Source organism: Geotalea daltonii FRC-32, assembly GCF_000022265.1.
GTDB classification, from domain to species: domain Bacteria; phylum Desulfobacterota; class Desulfuromonadia; order Geobacterales; family Geobacteraceae; genus Geotalea; species Geotalea daltonii.
Window position 1 is genome coordinate 4086309 of sequence record NC_011979.1, and the last position, 17576, is coordinate 4103884.

A 17576-nucleotide genomic window follows, 5' to 3' on the forward strand; every position below is an offset into this window, starting at 1 on the left:
CTTCACGCTGCATCCTGTCAAAAAGTGAGTTAGGCGTAATACGAAAGGAGGCAAAAGAACAGCTGTACTCCCTTTTATTTGCCAGTAAACCCCGAAAGATCTGAATCTGGTGCTCGATTTTGTCCGTTTGAGCCGTTTGAACCATTTGAGCCATTTGAGCCCGGTGGTGGCGGGCCACAAGTCACGCAGGAATCATTATTGTTGCAACAATCATTGCCGCAACAGGGATCTTTACTGCCACAGCATTTGTCGTAAGGATTTGTGCAGCAAGGATTGGTTGGATCAGAGCAGTTATTGCAGTAAATCGCTATATTAACTTCAGCCTCTGGATAACATGTACATATAGTTTTTGCACCATCCCAACAAAATCTTTGGCTATATTTAACAACAAGAGTACGTCTTGAACCGTGGTAAATTTGATCATTATATGGAGCATCACCTATTATTGAACAGCTACAGAACGCATTACCACTGCTCCCGCAAAAGACAGTATTAACATGATCAACAGCTTGATCACGAGTCCAACAATCATCAGCAACAGACAAGTTTTCAAAACATAGAACTAGAAGCAAGGTAAAAACAATGTAATATATTTTATAAAGAAACCTGCTGATATAGCTCATCAATATATACTACCTCCAGAAGTTTCTTCTGTGGTTCTATGCTTTCTCAAGCGATTTTGATTGTACCATCTCTATGACAACTTAATCGCCTACACCCAAATTTCCCCTAGTGACAGACGAAGCACCAGTAACTGGATCGGTCGCCTGGATCCAAACTGTATAGTCTCCTTCCTCGCTCACAGCAAATCCATTGCCGGTTGCATCGGTGGCTTTCCATTCAATCTCATACTCTCCTGCCGGCTGGAGGACATGATCGACTAGAGTTATTCCTAATGCCGTTGGTGGCAGCATCTTTACCGTAATATATGCCTGCTTGGACACGGCATATTTCAATCTGGTGAACTGTCCATATGAGAAGTGCAGTTGATAAGGGTCAGTGCTGACATAGGTGATCTTTGGGGTGTTGCCGGTTGCAATGATGAAGTTCTCGGCAAGTAGGGAAGAAACCGAGCAAGACGCTGTGCCCCCGCCATTCAGCATGACGTTTAAGGGATTCCTCCCATCCCAATTGGTGGTATAGGTACCCGGAGTGTAGGGTATTGCATCGACTATCTTGAAGTTTTGGCTACCCCATAGGATATTGATCGTGACGCGTTCTGGTTGAGTAACGGAGTAGGTAATTGGAAGAGGGACGTTCCTGCGTGGATAGTAATCCCCCTGGCTGCATGTGATGCTCCCCTGACCACTCGGCGGTAGCGGAGAGTAGCCGTCGGTTCTTGTCCCATCAGAGGCATTCAGTATATACAGATACGCCTCATCCAAAACGGTTTTGCCGGTCGAATCGGCACCATTCCAGGTATATGAATAACTGCCAGCGGTCAGACAGCTTATTGAAGCTTGGTACACCGGAGTACCATTGGTACCGAGCTTTTCCGGTATGACACTCAAAGTCACTGTTGCCGGGCTGTTGATGGTGAATGCTATGGTCGTAGATTCCCCTAAGGCTGTGTTTAACGTGTTCTGGCTGGCTGATATCGAGGAGAGGATCAGGTTATTCACGGTCACGGGTATAGCTGTTACTGCTCTGTTGCCGGCCTTATCTGTGGCAGTTATCTTCATCTGATACTCGCCATTCTCTAACCTGATCTCGTTTTTCAAATCATTGGTGATCCACACTGCCAGCGTACCTGAGGTGACTGGCATACTTGACGACGCGAAAAGAGTCCATTGCCCCGTGCCGGATGCTGCCCCATATTCCACTGTGTAAGTATCGAAATTGGTATCCGCAGCAGTTCCGGTAATGGTCGCCGTGTTCTGCAATACCCCGCCTGAAACAGGCGCTGTAATGGAAACAGTCGGCAGCGTGGTATCAACTTTTATGGTGCCTGTTTTAGGTGAAGCTCCCAGAGACGACACTGGATCAAGAGCATTGAATGCATAGGTATATGTGTCGTTAGGCACAACCACACCTGCAGAATTACGGCCGTCCCAGGCCTGGCTGAACGCAGAGCTACCTTGAGTTGTAAGGGTCCTGACAACAGTACCGGTTGAGTTGCTTAACGTTACGGACCAATTGACCGGGTAGCTGGCCGTCGCGCTAAGTAGCGACGAATCCTTGGTACCATCGCCGTTCGGTGAAAGGTAAGTCTCCGACGAATTTGCATTCTGAATCCAGAGGAGCCTGATGCGTGCCGCTTTTACTGTTGCATTCCCGGCATTATCGGTGACGGTGAGGCGCAGGGTGTATACGCCTCCAGTGGCATTGGTGAGGTCCCAGGCATACAAAAGGTTACCTTGCACTGGAACTGTTGCGCTCCTAAGGGCACTCCAGGAAATCGGGTTGTCTCCTGCCCCATACTCAAGGGTGTAGTTCTTGAAATCGGTAGGATCGGAGGCGGTGCCGGTAACATTGACGATGGTCCCGCCGGAAAAGATCTGATCATCAGTCGGCACATCGAGAATGGCCACAGGAAGTTGGCGGAATACCTTTACGGTTCCTTGTAAGGGAGAGGCCGCTTCCAAAGTCGCAGGATTTACCGCTTCTATCTTGTAGGTATAATTTCCATCCGCTACTTTCACAGACTGGCTGTCTTCGCCAAACCATCTCTGACTGATGGAAGTGCCGGAGCCGGTGAAAATTCTGACGACGTTATTTCCGCTGTCGGTGATAGTGATGGTCCAGTTGGCATTGGCGGAGATGAATGCCCCGAAGGTGAGATAATCCCCATCAGGATTGAACGCTGCTGGCGAAACCTTGACATTGCTGAAAGTCACTCCAGTCCCTGGAGTCTGGCCAATCCAAGGATTGTAGAGTACCTTGTCGCTGACGCTGTTGCCGGTGCCGGAAGGGTTGCTTGCATGGGTTGGTCCGGAGTCTGCCCCCCACCAATTATTTCTTGCGTCAACATCTACAGTCGTGGAACTGTTCCATACACCTGCGGTGGAATTGCCGTAGATTCGTGAATTGACGATGTAAGGGTTTGAAGAAGTGGCATAAACACCCCACTTGTTGGCTGTAACCGTGCAACCAACCACCTGAGGGATGTTTTGTGCACCATATACATAGATGCCGCTTCCGGCACTGTTTCTGATTGTGGAATTACGGATCACTGGCGAAGAAGAATTAAAGACAACGTTTGCGTTATTGTAGTACCCTCCTGAGCCTCCGTATTCGACGACAATGTTATTCAATATACTGCCGCTGGCAGAGTCACCGGAGAAGGTTATACCCGACCAGCTTCCGGCAGTAGGCGTACCCTGACTGGAAGTAAAGGTGATCGCTGCCGTCCCTCCATCGGCAATGATGGACCCCCTGGAAGATCCCGAACCAATCTGCAGCGAGGTGTTTGTGTTAAATTTCACCACGACTCCCGGATCGATGGTCAGGGTAGCGGTGGTGACGGTGTCCTTAAAAACATAGACATTGCCGAGAACAATATATGGTGCTACCCACTTCTTCCAAAGAGTGTTTTGCGTCAGATACTCCCCGACAACCTCGATTTTGCCGGTTGCGGTAAGTCCGCTGAAGGTGTTTTCAGACAAAATCCGGTTTATCAAGGCAGCCCCTGCATGGGGTGGCGAATTATCCCCATTGCTGAAGGTATTGCCGGTGATGGTAGGGGTGATGCCGGTGGATGCGAGGTAGATGCCATTGGCAATGGTTGAATTCGTGACTGACAACATTGAAGTGGAACTGTTCAGGTAAAGGCCGTACTTGCCAGTGCTATTGACGATGGAGACGCTGTAATTGGAAACTGTTGGAGAGCCGCTTCCGTAAATGCCATGACCGGTGGTGTTGGTATTGGTTAAGCTGCCACCGGTAATGATGGGCGATGAGGCAGAAAGATTGATACCGTAGCTGCCGTTGTTGGTAAGAGTGACATTCTCCAGCACCGGGTTACTATTAGAAAAGCTAGCATAGCCCGTCATGTCTGTTATGGTGCAGTTTCTAAAAACAGGTGAAGCGGAGTTGATACTAAAGCCGGTGGTATATTGAATGTCGGCAATTTCGATTACTGATGTTGCATCCACAGTGCCGTCATAATAGGTAAGGCCTGCCCATGTACCGCTGATGCCGCTTCGGGTGAAGGTGATACGATTTGATGGTGTTCCCTGGGCTATCAATGCCCCCTGGTTCGTGCCACTGCCGATCTGAAGTCCGGTGCTGGTCGCAAACTTGATGACGGTTCCCGGTGCAATGGTCAAGGTCGAGGCGGTTGTCGTGGTGTTGTAGACGGAAACAGTGCCGGAGACCACGTGATACGGAGCTGCCAGTGGGCTCCAGGTTACATTACGGTTCACCTGTTCGCCCACGATCTCGATTCTGCCGCCTGAAGTAAGGCCAGTTAGGGCGTTGTTGGCTATAAGCTGCCCGACTATGTTCGCCCCTACATGGATCGGAGAGCTATCCAGATTAGTGAAGGTATTGCCGGTAACGGTCGGGGTAATGCCGGTGGATGCGAGGTAGATGCCATTGGCAATGGTTGAGTTCGTGACTGACAACATTGAAGTGGAACTGTTCAGGTAAAGGCCGTACTTGCCAGTGCTATTGACCATAGAGACATTGTAATTCGTAATGACCGGTGCCCCGTTGCCATAAATACCATGGCCGGTGGTGTTGGTGTTGGTGTTGGTTAGGCTGCCACCGGTAATGATGGGCGATGAGGCAGAAAGATTGATACCGTAGCTGCCGTTGTTGGTAAGAGTGACATTCTCCAGCACCGGGTTACTATTAGAAAAGCTAGCATAGCCCGTCATGTCTGTTATGGTGCAGTTTCTAAAAACAGGTGAAGCGGAGTTGATACTAAAGCCGGTGGTATATTGGATGTCGGCATTCTCGATTACTGATGTTGCATCCACAGCCCCGTCATAATAGGTAAGGCCTGCCCATGTACCGCTAGTGCCGCTCCGGGTAAATGTAATCCTTTCCGTCGTCGTCCCTTTTGCGATTAGTGCCCCTTGATTGGCACCACTTCCTATGTATAGCCCGCTACCGCCTGCAAATAATTTAATTGTTGTTCCTGGCTCGATAGTCAGAGTAGCAGGCGAAATGGTATCTTTGTATACGTAAATGGCTCCTGAAATCACATAAGGCGCAATCTGTTTCCGCCACAGTGTGTCCCTGTTTATCTGCTCGCCTACCACCTCGATCTTGCCGGCAAAGGTCTGGCCGGTCAGGGTGTTGTTGGCGATGATCTGGGCAATGATATTGGCTCCCGCATGAAGGGGGGAGTTATCTAAATTAGTGAAGGTGTTGCCGGTGATAGTCGGAGTAATGCCGGTGGAGCCAAAGTATATGCCATTGGCGATGATAGAGTTGGTAACACTGAGGGCTGAGGTCGTACTGCCGAGGTAAAGACCATACTTGCCGGCACTGTTGACGATGGAGACGCTGTAATTGGAAATTGTTGGGGAGCCGCTGCCATAAATGCCATGGCCGGTGGTGCTGGTGTTGGTTAAGCTGCCGCCGGTAATGATGGGCGAGGAATTCGAAAGGTAGAGGCCATAGCTGCCATTGTTGGTGATGGCAACATTCTCCATGATCGGATTGGCGGAAGAAAGATTAATCCCATATCCCGTTACGTCTGTTATGGTGGAGGTTTTGATTGTAGGAGAAGCAGATGTGATACTCAACCCGCTATTGTACTGGACATCGGCGTTTTCGATGACGGTTATGGCATCAACAGTGCCGTCTTGGAAGGCGATGGTTCCCCAAGTCCCGGTTGTGCTGCTTCGGGTGAAGGTAATTCTCTCTGTCGTCGTCCCTCTGGCGATGAGTGCTCCCTGGCTTGTACCGTTGCCAATCTGGAGCCCGGTATTCGGGGCAAATTTGATCATGGTGCCTGGTGCAATGGTTAAGGTAGAGGGGATGGCCGTCGTATTGTAAACCGAGACCGTGCCGGAGACTACCCAGTAAGGAGCAACCAACTTGTTCCACGTTGTGTCCTGGGAAACCTGCTCGCCCATGACCTCGACCCTGCCCGTGGAAGCAAGGCCGGTCAGGGTGTTGTTGGCGATGATCTGGGCAATGATATTGGCTCCCGCATGCAGGGGCGAATTATCCAGATTGGTGAAGGTATTGCCGGTAACGGTCGGGGTAATGCCGGTGGATGCGAGGTAGATGCCATTGGCAATGGTTGAGTTCGTGACTGACAACATTGAAGTGGAACTGTTCAGGTAAAGGCCGTACTTGCCAGTGCTATTGACCATAGAGACATTGTAATTCGTAATGACCGGTGCCCCGTTGCCATAAATACCCTGACCGGTGGTGTTGGTATTGGTTAAGCTGCCACCGGTAATGATGGGCGATGAGGAGTTCAGGTAGATGCCGTAGCTGCCGTTGTTGGTAAGAGTGACATTCTCCAGCACCGGGTTACTATTAGAAAAGCTAGCATAGCCCGTCATGTCTGTTATGGTGCAGTTTCTAAAAACAGGTGAAGCGGAGTTGATACTAAAGCCGGTGGTATATTGGATGTCGGCATTTTCGATTACTGATGTTGCATCCACAGTGCCGTCATAATAGGTAAGGCCTGCCCATGTACCGGTTGTGCCGCTTCGGGTGAAGATAATTCTCTCTGTCGTCGTCCCTCTGGCGATGAGTGCTCCCTGACTGGCACCACTTCCTATGTATAGCCCGCTGCCGCCTGCAAATTTAATAGCCGTACCAGGCTCGATGGTCAGGGTAGCAGGGGAAATGGTATCTTTGTATACGTAAATGGCTCCTGAAATCACATAAGGGGCAATCTGTTTCCACCACAGTGTGTCCCTGTTTATCTGCTCGCCTACCACCTCGATCTTGCCGGCAAAGGTCTGGCCGGTCAGGGTGTTGTTGGCGATGATCTGGGCAATGATGTTGGCTCCCGCATGAAGGGGGGAGTTATCTAAATTAGTGAAGGTGTTGCCGGTGATAGTCGGAGTAATGCCGGTGGAGCCAAAGTATATGCCATTGGCGATGATAGAGTTGGTAACACTGAGGGCTGAGGTCGTACTGCCGAGGTAAAGACCATACTTGCCGGCACTGTTGACGATGGAGACGCTGTAATTGGAAATTGTTGGAGAGCCGCTGCCATAAATGCCATGGCCGGTGGTGCTGGTGTTGGTTAAGCTGCCGCCGGTAATGATGGGCGAGGAATTCGAAAGGTAGAGGCCATAGCTGCCATTGTTGGTGATGGCAACATTCTCCATGATCGGATTGGCGGAAGAAAGATTAATCCCATATCCCGTTACGTCTGTTATGGTGGAGGTTTTGATTGTGGGAGAAGCAGATGTGATACTCAACCCGCTATTGTACTGGACATCGGCGTTTTCGATGACGGTTATGGCATCGACAGTGCCGTCTTGGAAGGCGATGGTTCCCCACGTCCCGGTTGTGCCGCTTCGGGTGAAGGTAATTCTCTCTGTCGTCGTCCCTCTGGCGATGAGTGCTCCCTGACTGGCACCACTTCCTATCTGCAATACGGTATTGGAAGCAAATTTAACCACAACGCCAGGTTCTATGGTGAGGGTAGCTGCTGTGGTACTGGTCCCATACACCTGAACAGTTGAAGTGACATTATAAGGGCTACCGGCCAGAGTCCAGGTTGTATCCGTGGAAATGACACCTCCCACCGTAGTATCTGCAAAAGACGGCAGAGCATGACTTATCAGAATGAACAAAAAGAAAAGGAGTGTTTTGAGTCCCTTCACCACACCCTCCTGTAAGGTTATTTGATTTAGAACTATTTTGACGGCATACACAATAATGCTGAGAAAATCAATATTAATGGACTGTAAAATTTCTTTACAGTTGTAAAAAATTTTTACAGTTGTAAGTATTCCTTTTTTGATTTAAATAGTTAGCTATAGCAAAAAACAAGGACTTGATTCAAAAATTTGACTTCATTGGAAAGAAATAATCTTTAAGTGTGATTTATCAAACATAATAGCTGGCATAGGAAAGGAATTTTAGTTAATTGTCTCAGATGGTGCTTTTTTAGAAGCCTTAGCTTTGTGCCGCACGGTTGCCCGTGCTTTACAATGATTTTTTACCAAATGCGACAATGTAAATAAAAAAGTGGGTGCGAGATATTCTATCCCACACCCACTTCACGACTTTCAATATACCAAATGATTTTTGAGTAAAGCAGTGGCCGTAAGCCACCACACCTTCAGTTCCCTGCTTTATTTTTCACGATCAAACAAACCATCATCAAAGCAGAATGCGCCTCTATTCCACCGTCACACTCTTGGCGAGATTGCGCGGCTGATCCACATCGGTCCCCTTGAGGACCGCCACGTGGTAGGCTAAGAGCTGCAGCGGCACCGAGAGCAGGATCGGCGCCAGATCGTCGTTGTCCTGGGGTATTTCCAGGGTTACCTCGGCTTTGCCGGCTATCTCACGGTCTCCTGCCGAGCAGACGGCGATGACTCTGCCGCCACGGGCAATGACCTCTTCCATGTTGGAAGCCACTTTTTCATAGTTGGCATTCTGCGGCACGAGGATGACGACCGGCATATTCTCATCAATGAGGGCGATGGGGCCGTGTTTCATTTCGCCGGCGGGATATCCCTCCGCGTGGATGTAGGAGATCTCCTTGAGTTTCAATGCCCCTTCCAGGGCGATGGGATAATTGATGCCGCGGCCGAGGTAGAGGAAATCCCTGGCGTTCATATATCTTTTGGCCACGCTCTCGACCTGGTGATTGAGTTCCAGGGTCTTTTCCAGGAGTGCCGGCACCTTGACCAGGGAAGCGATCATTGCCTGTCCCTTCTCCTTGTCGATGGTGCCGATGGTGCGGCCAAGCTTGATGGTGAAGAGATAGAGGGCTACCAGCTGGGTGACGAACGCCTTGGTGGAGGCAACGCCGATCTCGGGGCCGGCGTGGGTATAGACGACGCCGTCGGCTTCGCGGGCGATTGAGGAATCCACCACGTTGCAGATGGCGACGTTCTTGCCCCCCCTGGCTTTGCCTTCGCGCATGGCTGCCAGGGTGTCGGCAGTCTCTCCCGATTGCGAGATGAGGATGATAAGGGTCCGATCATTGACGACGGGATTGCGATAGCGGAATTCCGAGGCGATATCCACCTCCACCGGAATCCGGCAATGCTCCTCCAGAAGGAATTTCCCCACCAGACCCGCATGCCAGGAGGTGCCGCAGGCAATGATGCAGATCCTCTCGACCTTTTTCAGCTCGCCGTCCGGCAACGAGAGGCTTTCCAGGTAGACATCACCCTCTTCTTCCAGGAGTCTGCCGGCGATGGTGTCACTGATGGCGCGCGGCTGCTCGAAGATCTCCTTAAGCATGAAGTGCTTGTAGCCCCCTTTTTCCGCCATGAGCGGCGACCAGTCGATGTGACGGGAGTTCTTCGTCAAGGGAGCGCCGGCAACTGTTGAGAACGCAGGCTTATTGTTACGAAAGACCGCCATTTCTCCATCTTCCATGAAGATCATTTCCCTGGTGTGGGACAGAATAGCCGGGATGTCGGAGGCGACGAAAAATTCCTCGTCACCGAGGCCGATAACCATGGGCGAACCCTGTTTGGCGGCGATCATGGTGCCGGCCTCGGTTTCACAGAGGATGCAGACTGCATAGGCGCCACGCAGTTCACCCAGCGCCTGTCGAACGGCCTTTTCAAAATCTCCGCTTTCACGGAGCTTTTTCTCCACCAGGTGGGCGATCACTTCGGTGTCTGTTTCACTCTTGAAGGTGTGGTGGGCGGCCCTCAACTCTTCCCGCAGCTGCAGATAATTCTCGATAATGCCGTTGTGCACGACAACCACCGGCCCGGCCTGATGGGGATGGGCATTTATTTCGGAGGGCCTGCCGTGGGTTGCCCAACGGGTGTGGCCAATGCCGATGGCGCCGGCAATCGGCTCTTTTGCCAGGAGGTTTTCCAGATTTATCAGTTTGCCCTCACTGCGCCTGGTCTCGGCATGGCCGTTATTGAGGGTGCAGATGCCCGCAGAATCATAGCCGCGGTACTCAAGCCTTTTCAGACCATCAAGAATAATGGGGGTTGCTTCTTGTCTGCCTGTATAACCAACAATTCCACACATTTCGAACTCCGTTAGAACATAGAACTTAGAACCGTCTTATTTGTTTTTGAGTTTCCAGCCTTCCTTGTTGACCTGGGGAGCCCTGGCGATGGCCAGGGAGTCAGGCGGGACATCTTTCGTGACCGTGGTTCCCGCGGCGATCAAGGAATTGCGGCCGATAGAAACGGGGGCCACGAACTGCACGTCGCTGCCGACGAAGACGTCATCTTCGATGACGGTCCGGTGTTTTTTCACCCCGTCATAATTGCAGGTTATGGTTCCGCAACCGATGTTCACATGGCTGCCGATGGTCGCATCGCCAAGGTAGGTAAGATGTGATGCCTTGGAGCCCGCGCCCATGATGATCTTCTTGGTTTCAACGAAATTGCCGATCTTGACCTCGTCTCTAAGCTCGGTACCAGACCGGAGATGCGCCATTGGCCCGATGGCAACCGTGTTGCCTATTACAGAATCCTCCATCACTGAGCCGGCCTTGATCGTCACACAGTCCCCTACCTTGCACCCCTTGATCACGGCTGAAGATTCGATGACGCAGTTGTCGCCGATGACGGTGCCGCCGGAGATGCAGACGTTGGGATAAATGGTGGTGTCCCGGCCGACGACGACCCCATGATCTATGTAAGTTGTCTCGGGATCGATGATGGTTGTGCCTGCCACCATCAATGCCTTATTGATTCTCACCCTTATGATGCGGCCTGCTTCTGCCAGCTGCACGCGGTCGTTTACTCCCATTACCTCCATCGGATCGGCAATGGGAAAGGCGCAGCAGGTCCGCCTTTCAGCAACGGCAGTTTTGATGATGTCTGTCAGATAATACTCTTTCTGGGCGTTGTCATTTTTCAGATCGGCGACGGCAGTGAAGAGAAACCCGGCATCAACACAGTAGATGCCTGAATTAATCTCGTTTATCTGCCGCTGTTCGGCGCTTGCGTCTTTTTCTTCTACGATTTCCGTCACATGACCCGCTGCGTCTTTGATCACTCTGCCGTAGCCATAGGGGTTGTCCATGCAGGTGGTAAGAACGGTAATGACGGCCTGCTGTCGGTAGTGGTATTCGAGGAACGTCTGCAGGGTCTCCGGGGTAATCAACGGCACGTCGCCGCACAAAATAAGAATGGCGCCTGTGAAACCTGAAAGAGCCTCACTGCAGCAGGCAACCGCATGCCCGGTGCCCAGTTGCTCCTCCTGGGAGGCAAAAACGATGTCCCCTTGATCGGCAAAAAATTCCCGTACCTTTTCCGACTGGTGACCGACGACCAGCGTTATGACCGCAGCACCCGCTTCCCGTACCACGTTGACCGGCCAGGAAATCATCGGCATGCCGGACAGGGGGTGCATGACCTTGACCAGTTCGGATTTCATTCGTGTCCCCTTGCCGGCAGCAAGGACAATTGCAGCCACTTTTGCCATTGAAAGGCCTCCAGTTGAGACTTCATAAGTAAAGTACCTCTTCTAACAAATAAGCCACTGCTTCGTCAATATATTAACTGGTTTCCATCCGGAAACTCCGGATGAGAAACTAAGTGGTTTCCGATTCGGAAAGAGGGGATTTTTTGTTCTGGCAAGGAAATCAAGGGCTTGCGCGGAGACATACATCGGTACGTCGCACAAGTAAGCCCGCAGATTGACGCCGCCAGGGCAGAAAAGAACCCTTTCCGGATGGAAACTAACTGGGAAGGGATGACTTGTCATAAGAACAGTATCCCCCGTGAATCGATGTCCGGATACTCTTGGTTTTCCCTTTACAGAATCAATATCTTGCAGTTATATTTAAGCTTCGGAGGGAACATGGGGATACCTGAAGATCTGTTATTTTTCGAACAGAGCCTGCATGATCTGGTTACAAAGTATGAACAATTTTTCCTTGGTCTGGAAAAACGTGAACCCCTGAAACTTCTGGACACTGTCGAAAGAGCCTGCCGAAAATACGCCAACACCAACATCTCCAACACGATGCTCAAGTTCAGGTATAATTCCCTGGTTGCGTCCTTTAACACCCACAAACAGAAATGGACCAGGATCAACCGCCTGATAGAGGAAGGAAAGTACTCCCGTGACCGCTTCAAAATGGCTATGCACTCTGAACATCCGGACAAGAAACAGCCCCGTGAAGCGAAGGGCGACACCAAGGTAAACGAACTGTACAGGGAATTTGTGGAAGCACGCAAGGCCTGTAATCTGCCGACAAGCAGCATCACCCCCGACATGATCTCCGCGGCCATCGAAAAACAGAAGCCCCTGATTTCTTCAAAGTATAACTGCAACAGTGTTGAATTCAAGGTCGTCATCGAGGACGGCAAGCCAAAAATAAAAGCCCGGCCCAAGCAGTGATGATCGAAATTCCCATTCCACCTGATACCGTTATGCATCGGAGCTTCCTGTGCATGTAGTCCTGGCCTCCATCCACCCCTTTCCATCCCCCCAGGCGGTCCCTCTTGCCGCTGCCTGTCTGAAGGCAGCCCTGGACCGTGAGAAAGGACTCTCTGGCAAGATTTCCGTATCCCTCACCGCTACGTTTATCGGTACACCCCAAGAACAATTCATCGAAGACATCCTCAAGCTGGACCCTGACGCGGTAGGATTCTCCATGTACGTCTGGAATCGCAACGAGTGCCTCGGTATCGTCTCTGCGCTACGGCAGCTGATGCCACGATTGACGCTTTTTGCCGGGGGACCCGAGGCTACTGCCGATACGGAGAGATTACTTGCCTCTTCCACGCTTGATTTTATCGTCGTCGGAGAAGGAGAATCCACATTCGTCGATGTCATGTCACGGATGACCCAGGGCAGCTCACTTGCCGGAATCGAAGGCCTTGCCCGTGCGCAGCAAGAAGGCTTCCAGTCCTTTCCCCGGCACCCTGAGCCGGACCTGGATCAACTACCTTCACCATATTTATCGGGGGTCCTCGTTCCAAGCGAAGGGGATGGGGTATTATGGGAACTCTCCCGTGGCTGCAACTTTGCCTGCGAATTCTGCTTCGACCACAAAGGGGGCGTCGGCGTTAGGCATTTCTCCCTTGAGAGGATAACGCAAGAGCTGAATTTCCTTGTCAAGAGGAAGGTTGCCCAGGTCTTCGTTCTTGATTCCACCTTCAATCAGGATATGAAGCGGGCAAAAAAAATACTGCGCCTGATCAAAAAGGTGGCACCCCACATCCATTTCCACTTCGAGGTGAGAAGTGAGTTTATTGATGCGGAACTGGCGAGACTGTTCGCTGAAATCACCTGCTCTCTGCAGATAGGGCTGCAAAGCGCGGACCCGCTTGTACTGCGTAACGTGGGAAGAGTATTCAACCGGCAGGACTTCAGCATCAAGATCGGCATGCTGAACAATGTCGGAGCAATCTTCGGCTTCGATCTGATCTACGGGCTACCCGGCGACAGCTTGGCCGGCTTCAGGCAAAGTCTTGATTTTGCCCTGTCCCTATATCCCAATCACCTGGATATCTTCCCCCTCGCGGTACTGCCCGGAACCCGTCTGGCCGAGCGGGCTGAGGAACTTGGGCTTGCCTGGCAAAGATCCGCGCCCTACACAGTTGCCTCATCTCCGACCTTTTCCGCGGCAGATATGGAGATTGCCCGAAGACTGGCCGCCGCCTGCGATATTTTCTACAGCAGGGGGAAAGCGGTAGCCTGGTTCAACTCGGTGCTTCAGTCTCTTCATCTCAGACCGGCTGCCTTGCTGGAATCTTTCATGCTTTGGCTTAGCGAACAAAAAATTACGGTGACCGGTGAAGATCAATTGAGTGACGGGCAGATCCTGCAGATGCAACGCCGGTTCCTGCAATATCTTTTCACCGGGAAAAAAAGAGCTCAACTGATCCCGCTGGTTCATGACCTGGTGGATTTTCACTACTACTATGCATCAGCTCTTCTTTCTCCTCTGCCCGACCTCCCCACCGACAGGGAACTGGAGCACACCGATCTGCTCCGCGAGCCGCTCACCCTTTCCTCCTCCGCTATTCTTGCCAGATTCAATTTCGAGATAATCGATATTCTGGAGGCAGGGGAAATCGACCTGCGTGAATTTGCCGGCTGTTTCAAGCCCAGCGGGTCCTTCGCCGTCATATACCCACGGGCGGACGACGTTTTCACCGAGTCACTGATTGAGCCTTATTACCTGCTACTGCAACGCCTTGGTTGCGGAAAGCCCGCCGGCGAAATCCTGACAGATATCGGACTTGCGGCTGAGGAAGCAAGCTCCTTTCTCGAGTTCGCGGCAGCAGAGGGTATTGTGACAATCAGTGGGAAATGAGGCGTTAATTCCCAGAAGCCTTTCCGGCAGGAACACATGAGCAATAGTTGTGTATATTGTATACTTTTTTCCTGTTGCTTTTTAATCTTCCCCATATTAGTATCCGGTCATTTGCTATGAGTGCCTTGCCATCAGCCTATTTAACTTAGCAAAACCTCATTAATTGAACACAGCAGGCTATTCGCGTTCTAAGACGCTTACTTTGTCGTATGGAGGTTGTTTTCATGTTTCAGATCGTAACCAGATTGCTTCCTGCCCTGTTGCTGCTTTTGGCTTTTGTCGGGCCGACTGCTGCCGAGCAGGGGATGGCCATTGACCCGGCCACCTGCCTTGGCTGCCACAGTAACAAGATTTCCGCTGCCGCCTTTGCTGCGTCAGTCCATGGTAAAAATGCTTGTACCAGCTGTCACGTGGAGATCACCGATCTTGCCAGGCATATGCGGGGCGAGACCAAGATCGCCAAGGTCCATTGCGAGCGTTGCCACAAAAAGGAGAATGCAGAACATTACAACAGCGTCCACGTCCAGAACGATGTGAAATGTGCCGACTGCCACACCGACATCCACACCCATACTTACTGGAAGAAGGACAAACGCATTGTTGTCGCGAAGTGCATACAGTGTCATGAAAAACAGGCTGTCTTCCAGCAATCCGTTCACGGCAAGGCCGTTGCAGCAGGCAACCAGGATTCTGCAGCCTGCAACGACTGCCACAACCTCCATGACATCAAGCCCCTGGGAGATCCCAAATCCCACACCAACCGCGAATTCCACACCAAAGTGTGCATGAAGTGCCATAGCGACGAGAAGATGATGGAACGTAACGGCGTCTTCAACGTCGCTGTAAAGACTTACATGGAAAGCTACCATGGCAAGAACTACCGGCTCGGTTTCCCTGAGAAGGTCGCCGGCTGTGCAGACTGCCATACTGCTCATATGGTGCTTCCTGCCAAAGACGCCAATTCAAGCGTCAACCCGCAGAACCTGGTAGTAACCTGCGCCCAGTGCCATAAAAATGCTACAGCGCTCTTTACCAAGTTCTATGCCCATGGCGAGCACACCGACCGGGAGAAATATCCCATCCTCTTTTACACCTTCATTGCCATGACCGGCCTGCTGGTGGGCACCTTTGCCGTATTCTGGCTCCACTCGCTGCTCTGGATGTTCCGCGGCTTTGTGGAGAACAGGGAAAAGGCACAGGCCCTCATGGAAGGTCACGTCGGACATGTCGTAGCCGATGGACATGCCGTTTACCGTCGCTTCCAGAGACGGCACATTTTCCTCCACCTCCTGGTGATCATCAGCTTCCTCGGTCTTTCGCTGACCGGCCTGCCGCTCAAGTTCAGCGACCAGGTCTGGGCCAAGATGTTCATGGAGCTTATAGGTGGATCGGCCAAAGCCGGCTTTATCCACAGGATCTGTGCAGGCATTACCTTTGTCTATTTCGCCAGCGCTATTGCCCTTAGCATCCATTTCCTCTTCATCCGCAAGGACTTGAAGGGCAACTTCCTGCAGAGGATGTTCGGACCCGACTCATTGATGCCCAACTTCAGGGATATCAAGGACGTCACCGGCATGGTCCGCTGGTTCCTGTTCCGGGGACCGAAGCCGACGTTCGAACGCTGGACATACTGGGAAAAATTCGACTTCATCGCCGTCTTCTGGGGTATGTTTGCCATCGGCGGTTCGGGCCTGATGCTGTGGTTCCCGGAGATATTCGGCTATTTCCTGCCAGGCTGGGCTTTCAACGTGGCAACCATCGTCCATTCCGACGAAGCACTGCTGGCCACCGGGTTCATCTTCACCGTCCACTTCTTCAACACCCATGGCCGGCCGGAGAAGTTCCCCATGGACTTCGTCATCTTCAACGGACAGTTGCCCAAGCATGAGTTCCTTGAGGAACGTGGGGACCAGTGGAAACGTTACGAGGAGCAGGGAATCACCGAGAAGTTCAGGGCCAAGCGCACCAGCGGGATCGCCTATGATTTCATCGTCAAGGCCTTCGGCTTCACAGCCGTAATTACCGGGCTTACCCTTGTCGTTCTCATGCTGTTCGCCTTCCTTGCCGGGGGATCCCACTAGGATTCCATTGAAAGAAACAAGAAAAAAAGAGGGCTGCCGAAATGGCAGCCCTCTTTTTTTCTGTACCTAATGATCGAACATGCCGTCTACTCCAGCTTTCTGAAAGAAGCAGCCTTGATTGCAGCAAACACCTCGCATCCCGGCACAATCCCCAGTTCCTCGGCCGCTTCGGCTACAACTTCGGATACCAGGCGTCCCGACCCGCAGGCGAGCTCAACCCCCACCGTATTCCCCGAAGAAAAAGTCTTGACGACCAGACATTTCAGCAGGTTCCTGGCACTAATGGCTTCCGGATGCTTCTTGAAGATGATGATGTCTTTGGATGAGAGTTCGAATAAGGACGCAGACTCAACACTCCCTGCGGAAACGAAAAGCTCCGTTTCTCCCCACCGGTAGGCATGGATGCCGCCGGCCTGCCGTGGGTCTTCAAGCCTGAGCAGATTGATGTATCCCACCTGGCTGTAGCCCATACGTGCTCTGGCCAACTCATCGGGGGTCGTGCGCTCAAGGATCCTGCCCCGTTCAACGGGCAGGACCTGATCCACCATCAGCCTCATTTCTATCAGCGAATGGGAGATGAAAAGATAGGGAATGCCGAACTCGACGCTGACACTTTTCAGGTAAGGAATGATCTGAAATTTGAGCCCATCGTCCAGGGCAGAGAGGGGTTCGTCCATGAGCAGCAGTGCGGGATTGGCCAAAACCGCCCTTCCCAGGGCCACCCGCTGTTTTTCGCCCCCCGAGAGATTGTTCACACCCCGCTCCAGCAGGCCGTCAAGCATGAGGACTTCCGTCAGAACAGCAAAGTCGATGGTTCGATGCTCGGGGGCACAGCGCTTGAAACCGTAGAGCAGATTGGACCTGACATCCAGGTGGGGGAAGAGGCATGGCTGCTGGAAAACGACTGCAATCCGCCTTTTTTCGGGCGGTACACATATTCCCCTTCGACTGCTGTAAAGGCAATGGCCATCGAGGCATATTTCACCCGCATCGGGACTATGCAAGCCGGCAATGAGAGAAGCCAGGGTGGACTTGCCCCCTCCCGATTGGCCGAAAATGCCGATCCGGTCGCCGGAGACGGTGAAATCGGCCTCAAGGGTAAAGCCTGCAAAATTCTTTTTTGCCTGCACGGACAATTCCAT

The 17576-nt window shown here is 51.8% G+C and carries 7 protein-coding genes; 3 read left to right on the top strand and 4 right to left on the bottom strand.

Annotation, left to right across the window (positions count from 1 at the left end; all coding sequences use genetic code 11):
* Positions 1-704: 704 nt before the first annotated feature.
* The 3 genes from GEOB_RS18350 to glmU all read right to left on the bottom strand — a co-directional run bounded on the left by GEOB_RS18350 (position 705) and on the right by glmU (position 11508).
* Positions 705-7748 (bottom strand): right-handed parallel beta-helix repeat-containing protein, encoded by a 7044-nt coding sequence (locus GEOB_RS18350; protein WP_012648746.1) that lies wholly within the window; start codon positions 7746-7748, stop codon positions 705-707.
* 520 nt (positions 7749-8268) lie between these two features.
* On the bottom strand, positions 8269-10098 hold the full coding sequence (glmS, locus tag GEOB_RS18355; protein ID WP_012648747.1) for a glutamine--fructose-6-phosphate transaminase (isomerizing): 1830 nt from the start codon (positions 10096-10098) through the stop codon (positions 8269-8271).
* Positions 10099-10134: 36 nt separating this feature from the next.
* Positions 10135-11508, bottom strand: coding sequence for a bifunctional UDP-N-acetylglucosamine diphosphorylase/glucosamine-1-phosphate N-acetyltransferase GlmU (glmU, locus tag GEOB_RS18360; RefSeq protein ID WP_012648748.1), 1374 nt, complete (start codon positions 11506-11508; stop codon positions 10135-10137).
* A gap of 378 nt (positions 11509-11886) precedes the next feature.
* On the opposite strand from glmU, the gene GEOB_RS18365 reads away from it, so the two are divergent.
* The 3 genes from GEOB_RS18365 to GEOB_RS18375 all read left to right on the top strand — a co-directional run bounded on the left by GEOB_RS18365 (position 11887) and on the right by GEOB_RS18375 (position 16434).
* Positions 11887-12429, top strand: a complete 543-nt coding sequence (locus tag GEOB_RS18365) for an MXAN_5187 C-terminal domain-containing protein (protein WP_012648749.1) — start codon at positions 11887-11889, stop codon at positions 12427-12429.
* A gap of 49 nt (positions 12430-12478) precedes the next feature.
* Positions 12479-14353, top strand: a complete 1875-nt coding sequence (locus GEOB_RS18370) for a B12-binding domain-containing radical SAM protein (RefSeq protein WP_012648750.1) — start codon at positions 12479-12481, stop codon at positions 14351-14353.
* Between the two features lie 224 nt (positions 14354-14577).
* On the top strand, positions 14578-16434 hold the full coding sequence (locus GEOB_RS18375) for a cytochrome c3 family protein (RefSeq protein ID WP_012648751.1): 1857 nt from the start codon (positions 14578-14580) through the stop codon (positions 16432-16434).
* A gap of 86 nt (positions 16435-16520) precedes the next feature.
* Here GEOB_RS18375 and modC read toward each other — a convergent pair whose 3' ends face one another.
* Positions 16521-17576, bottom strand: coding sequence for a molybdenum ABC transporter ATP-binding protein (gene modC, locus GEOB_RS18380; RefSeq protein WP_012648752.1), 1056 nt, complete (start codon positions 17574-17576; stop codon positions 16521-16523).

Excerpts from the sequence above, each read along its gene's own strand:
- modC (WP_012648752.1), bottom strand. The coding sequence starts at position 17,576 with ATGGAATTGTCCGTGCAGGCAAAAAAGAATTTTGCAGGCTTTACCCTT.
- glmS (WP_012648747.1), bottom strand. The coding sequence starts at position 10,098 with ATGTGTGGAATTGTTGGTTATACAGGCAGACAAGAAGCAACCCCCATT.
- GEOB_RS18375 (WP_012648751.1), top strand. The coding sequence starts at position 14,578 with ATGTTTCAGATCGTAACCAGATTGCTTCCTGCCCTGTTGCTGCTTTTG.
- glmU (WP_012648748.1), bottom strand. The coding sequence starts at position 11,508 with ATGGCAAAAGTGGCTGCAATTGTCCTTGCTGCCGGCAAGGGGACACGA.
- GEOB_RS18365 (WP_012648749.1), top strand. The coding sequence starts at position 11,887 with ATGGGGATACCTGAAGATCTGTTATTTTTCGAACAGAGCCTGCATGAT.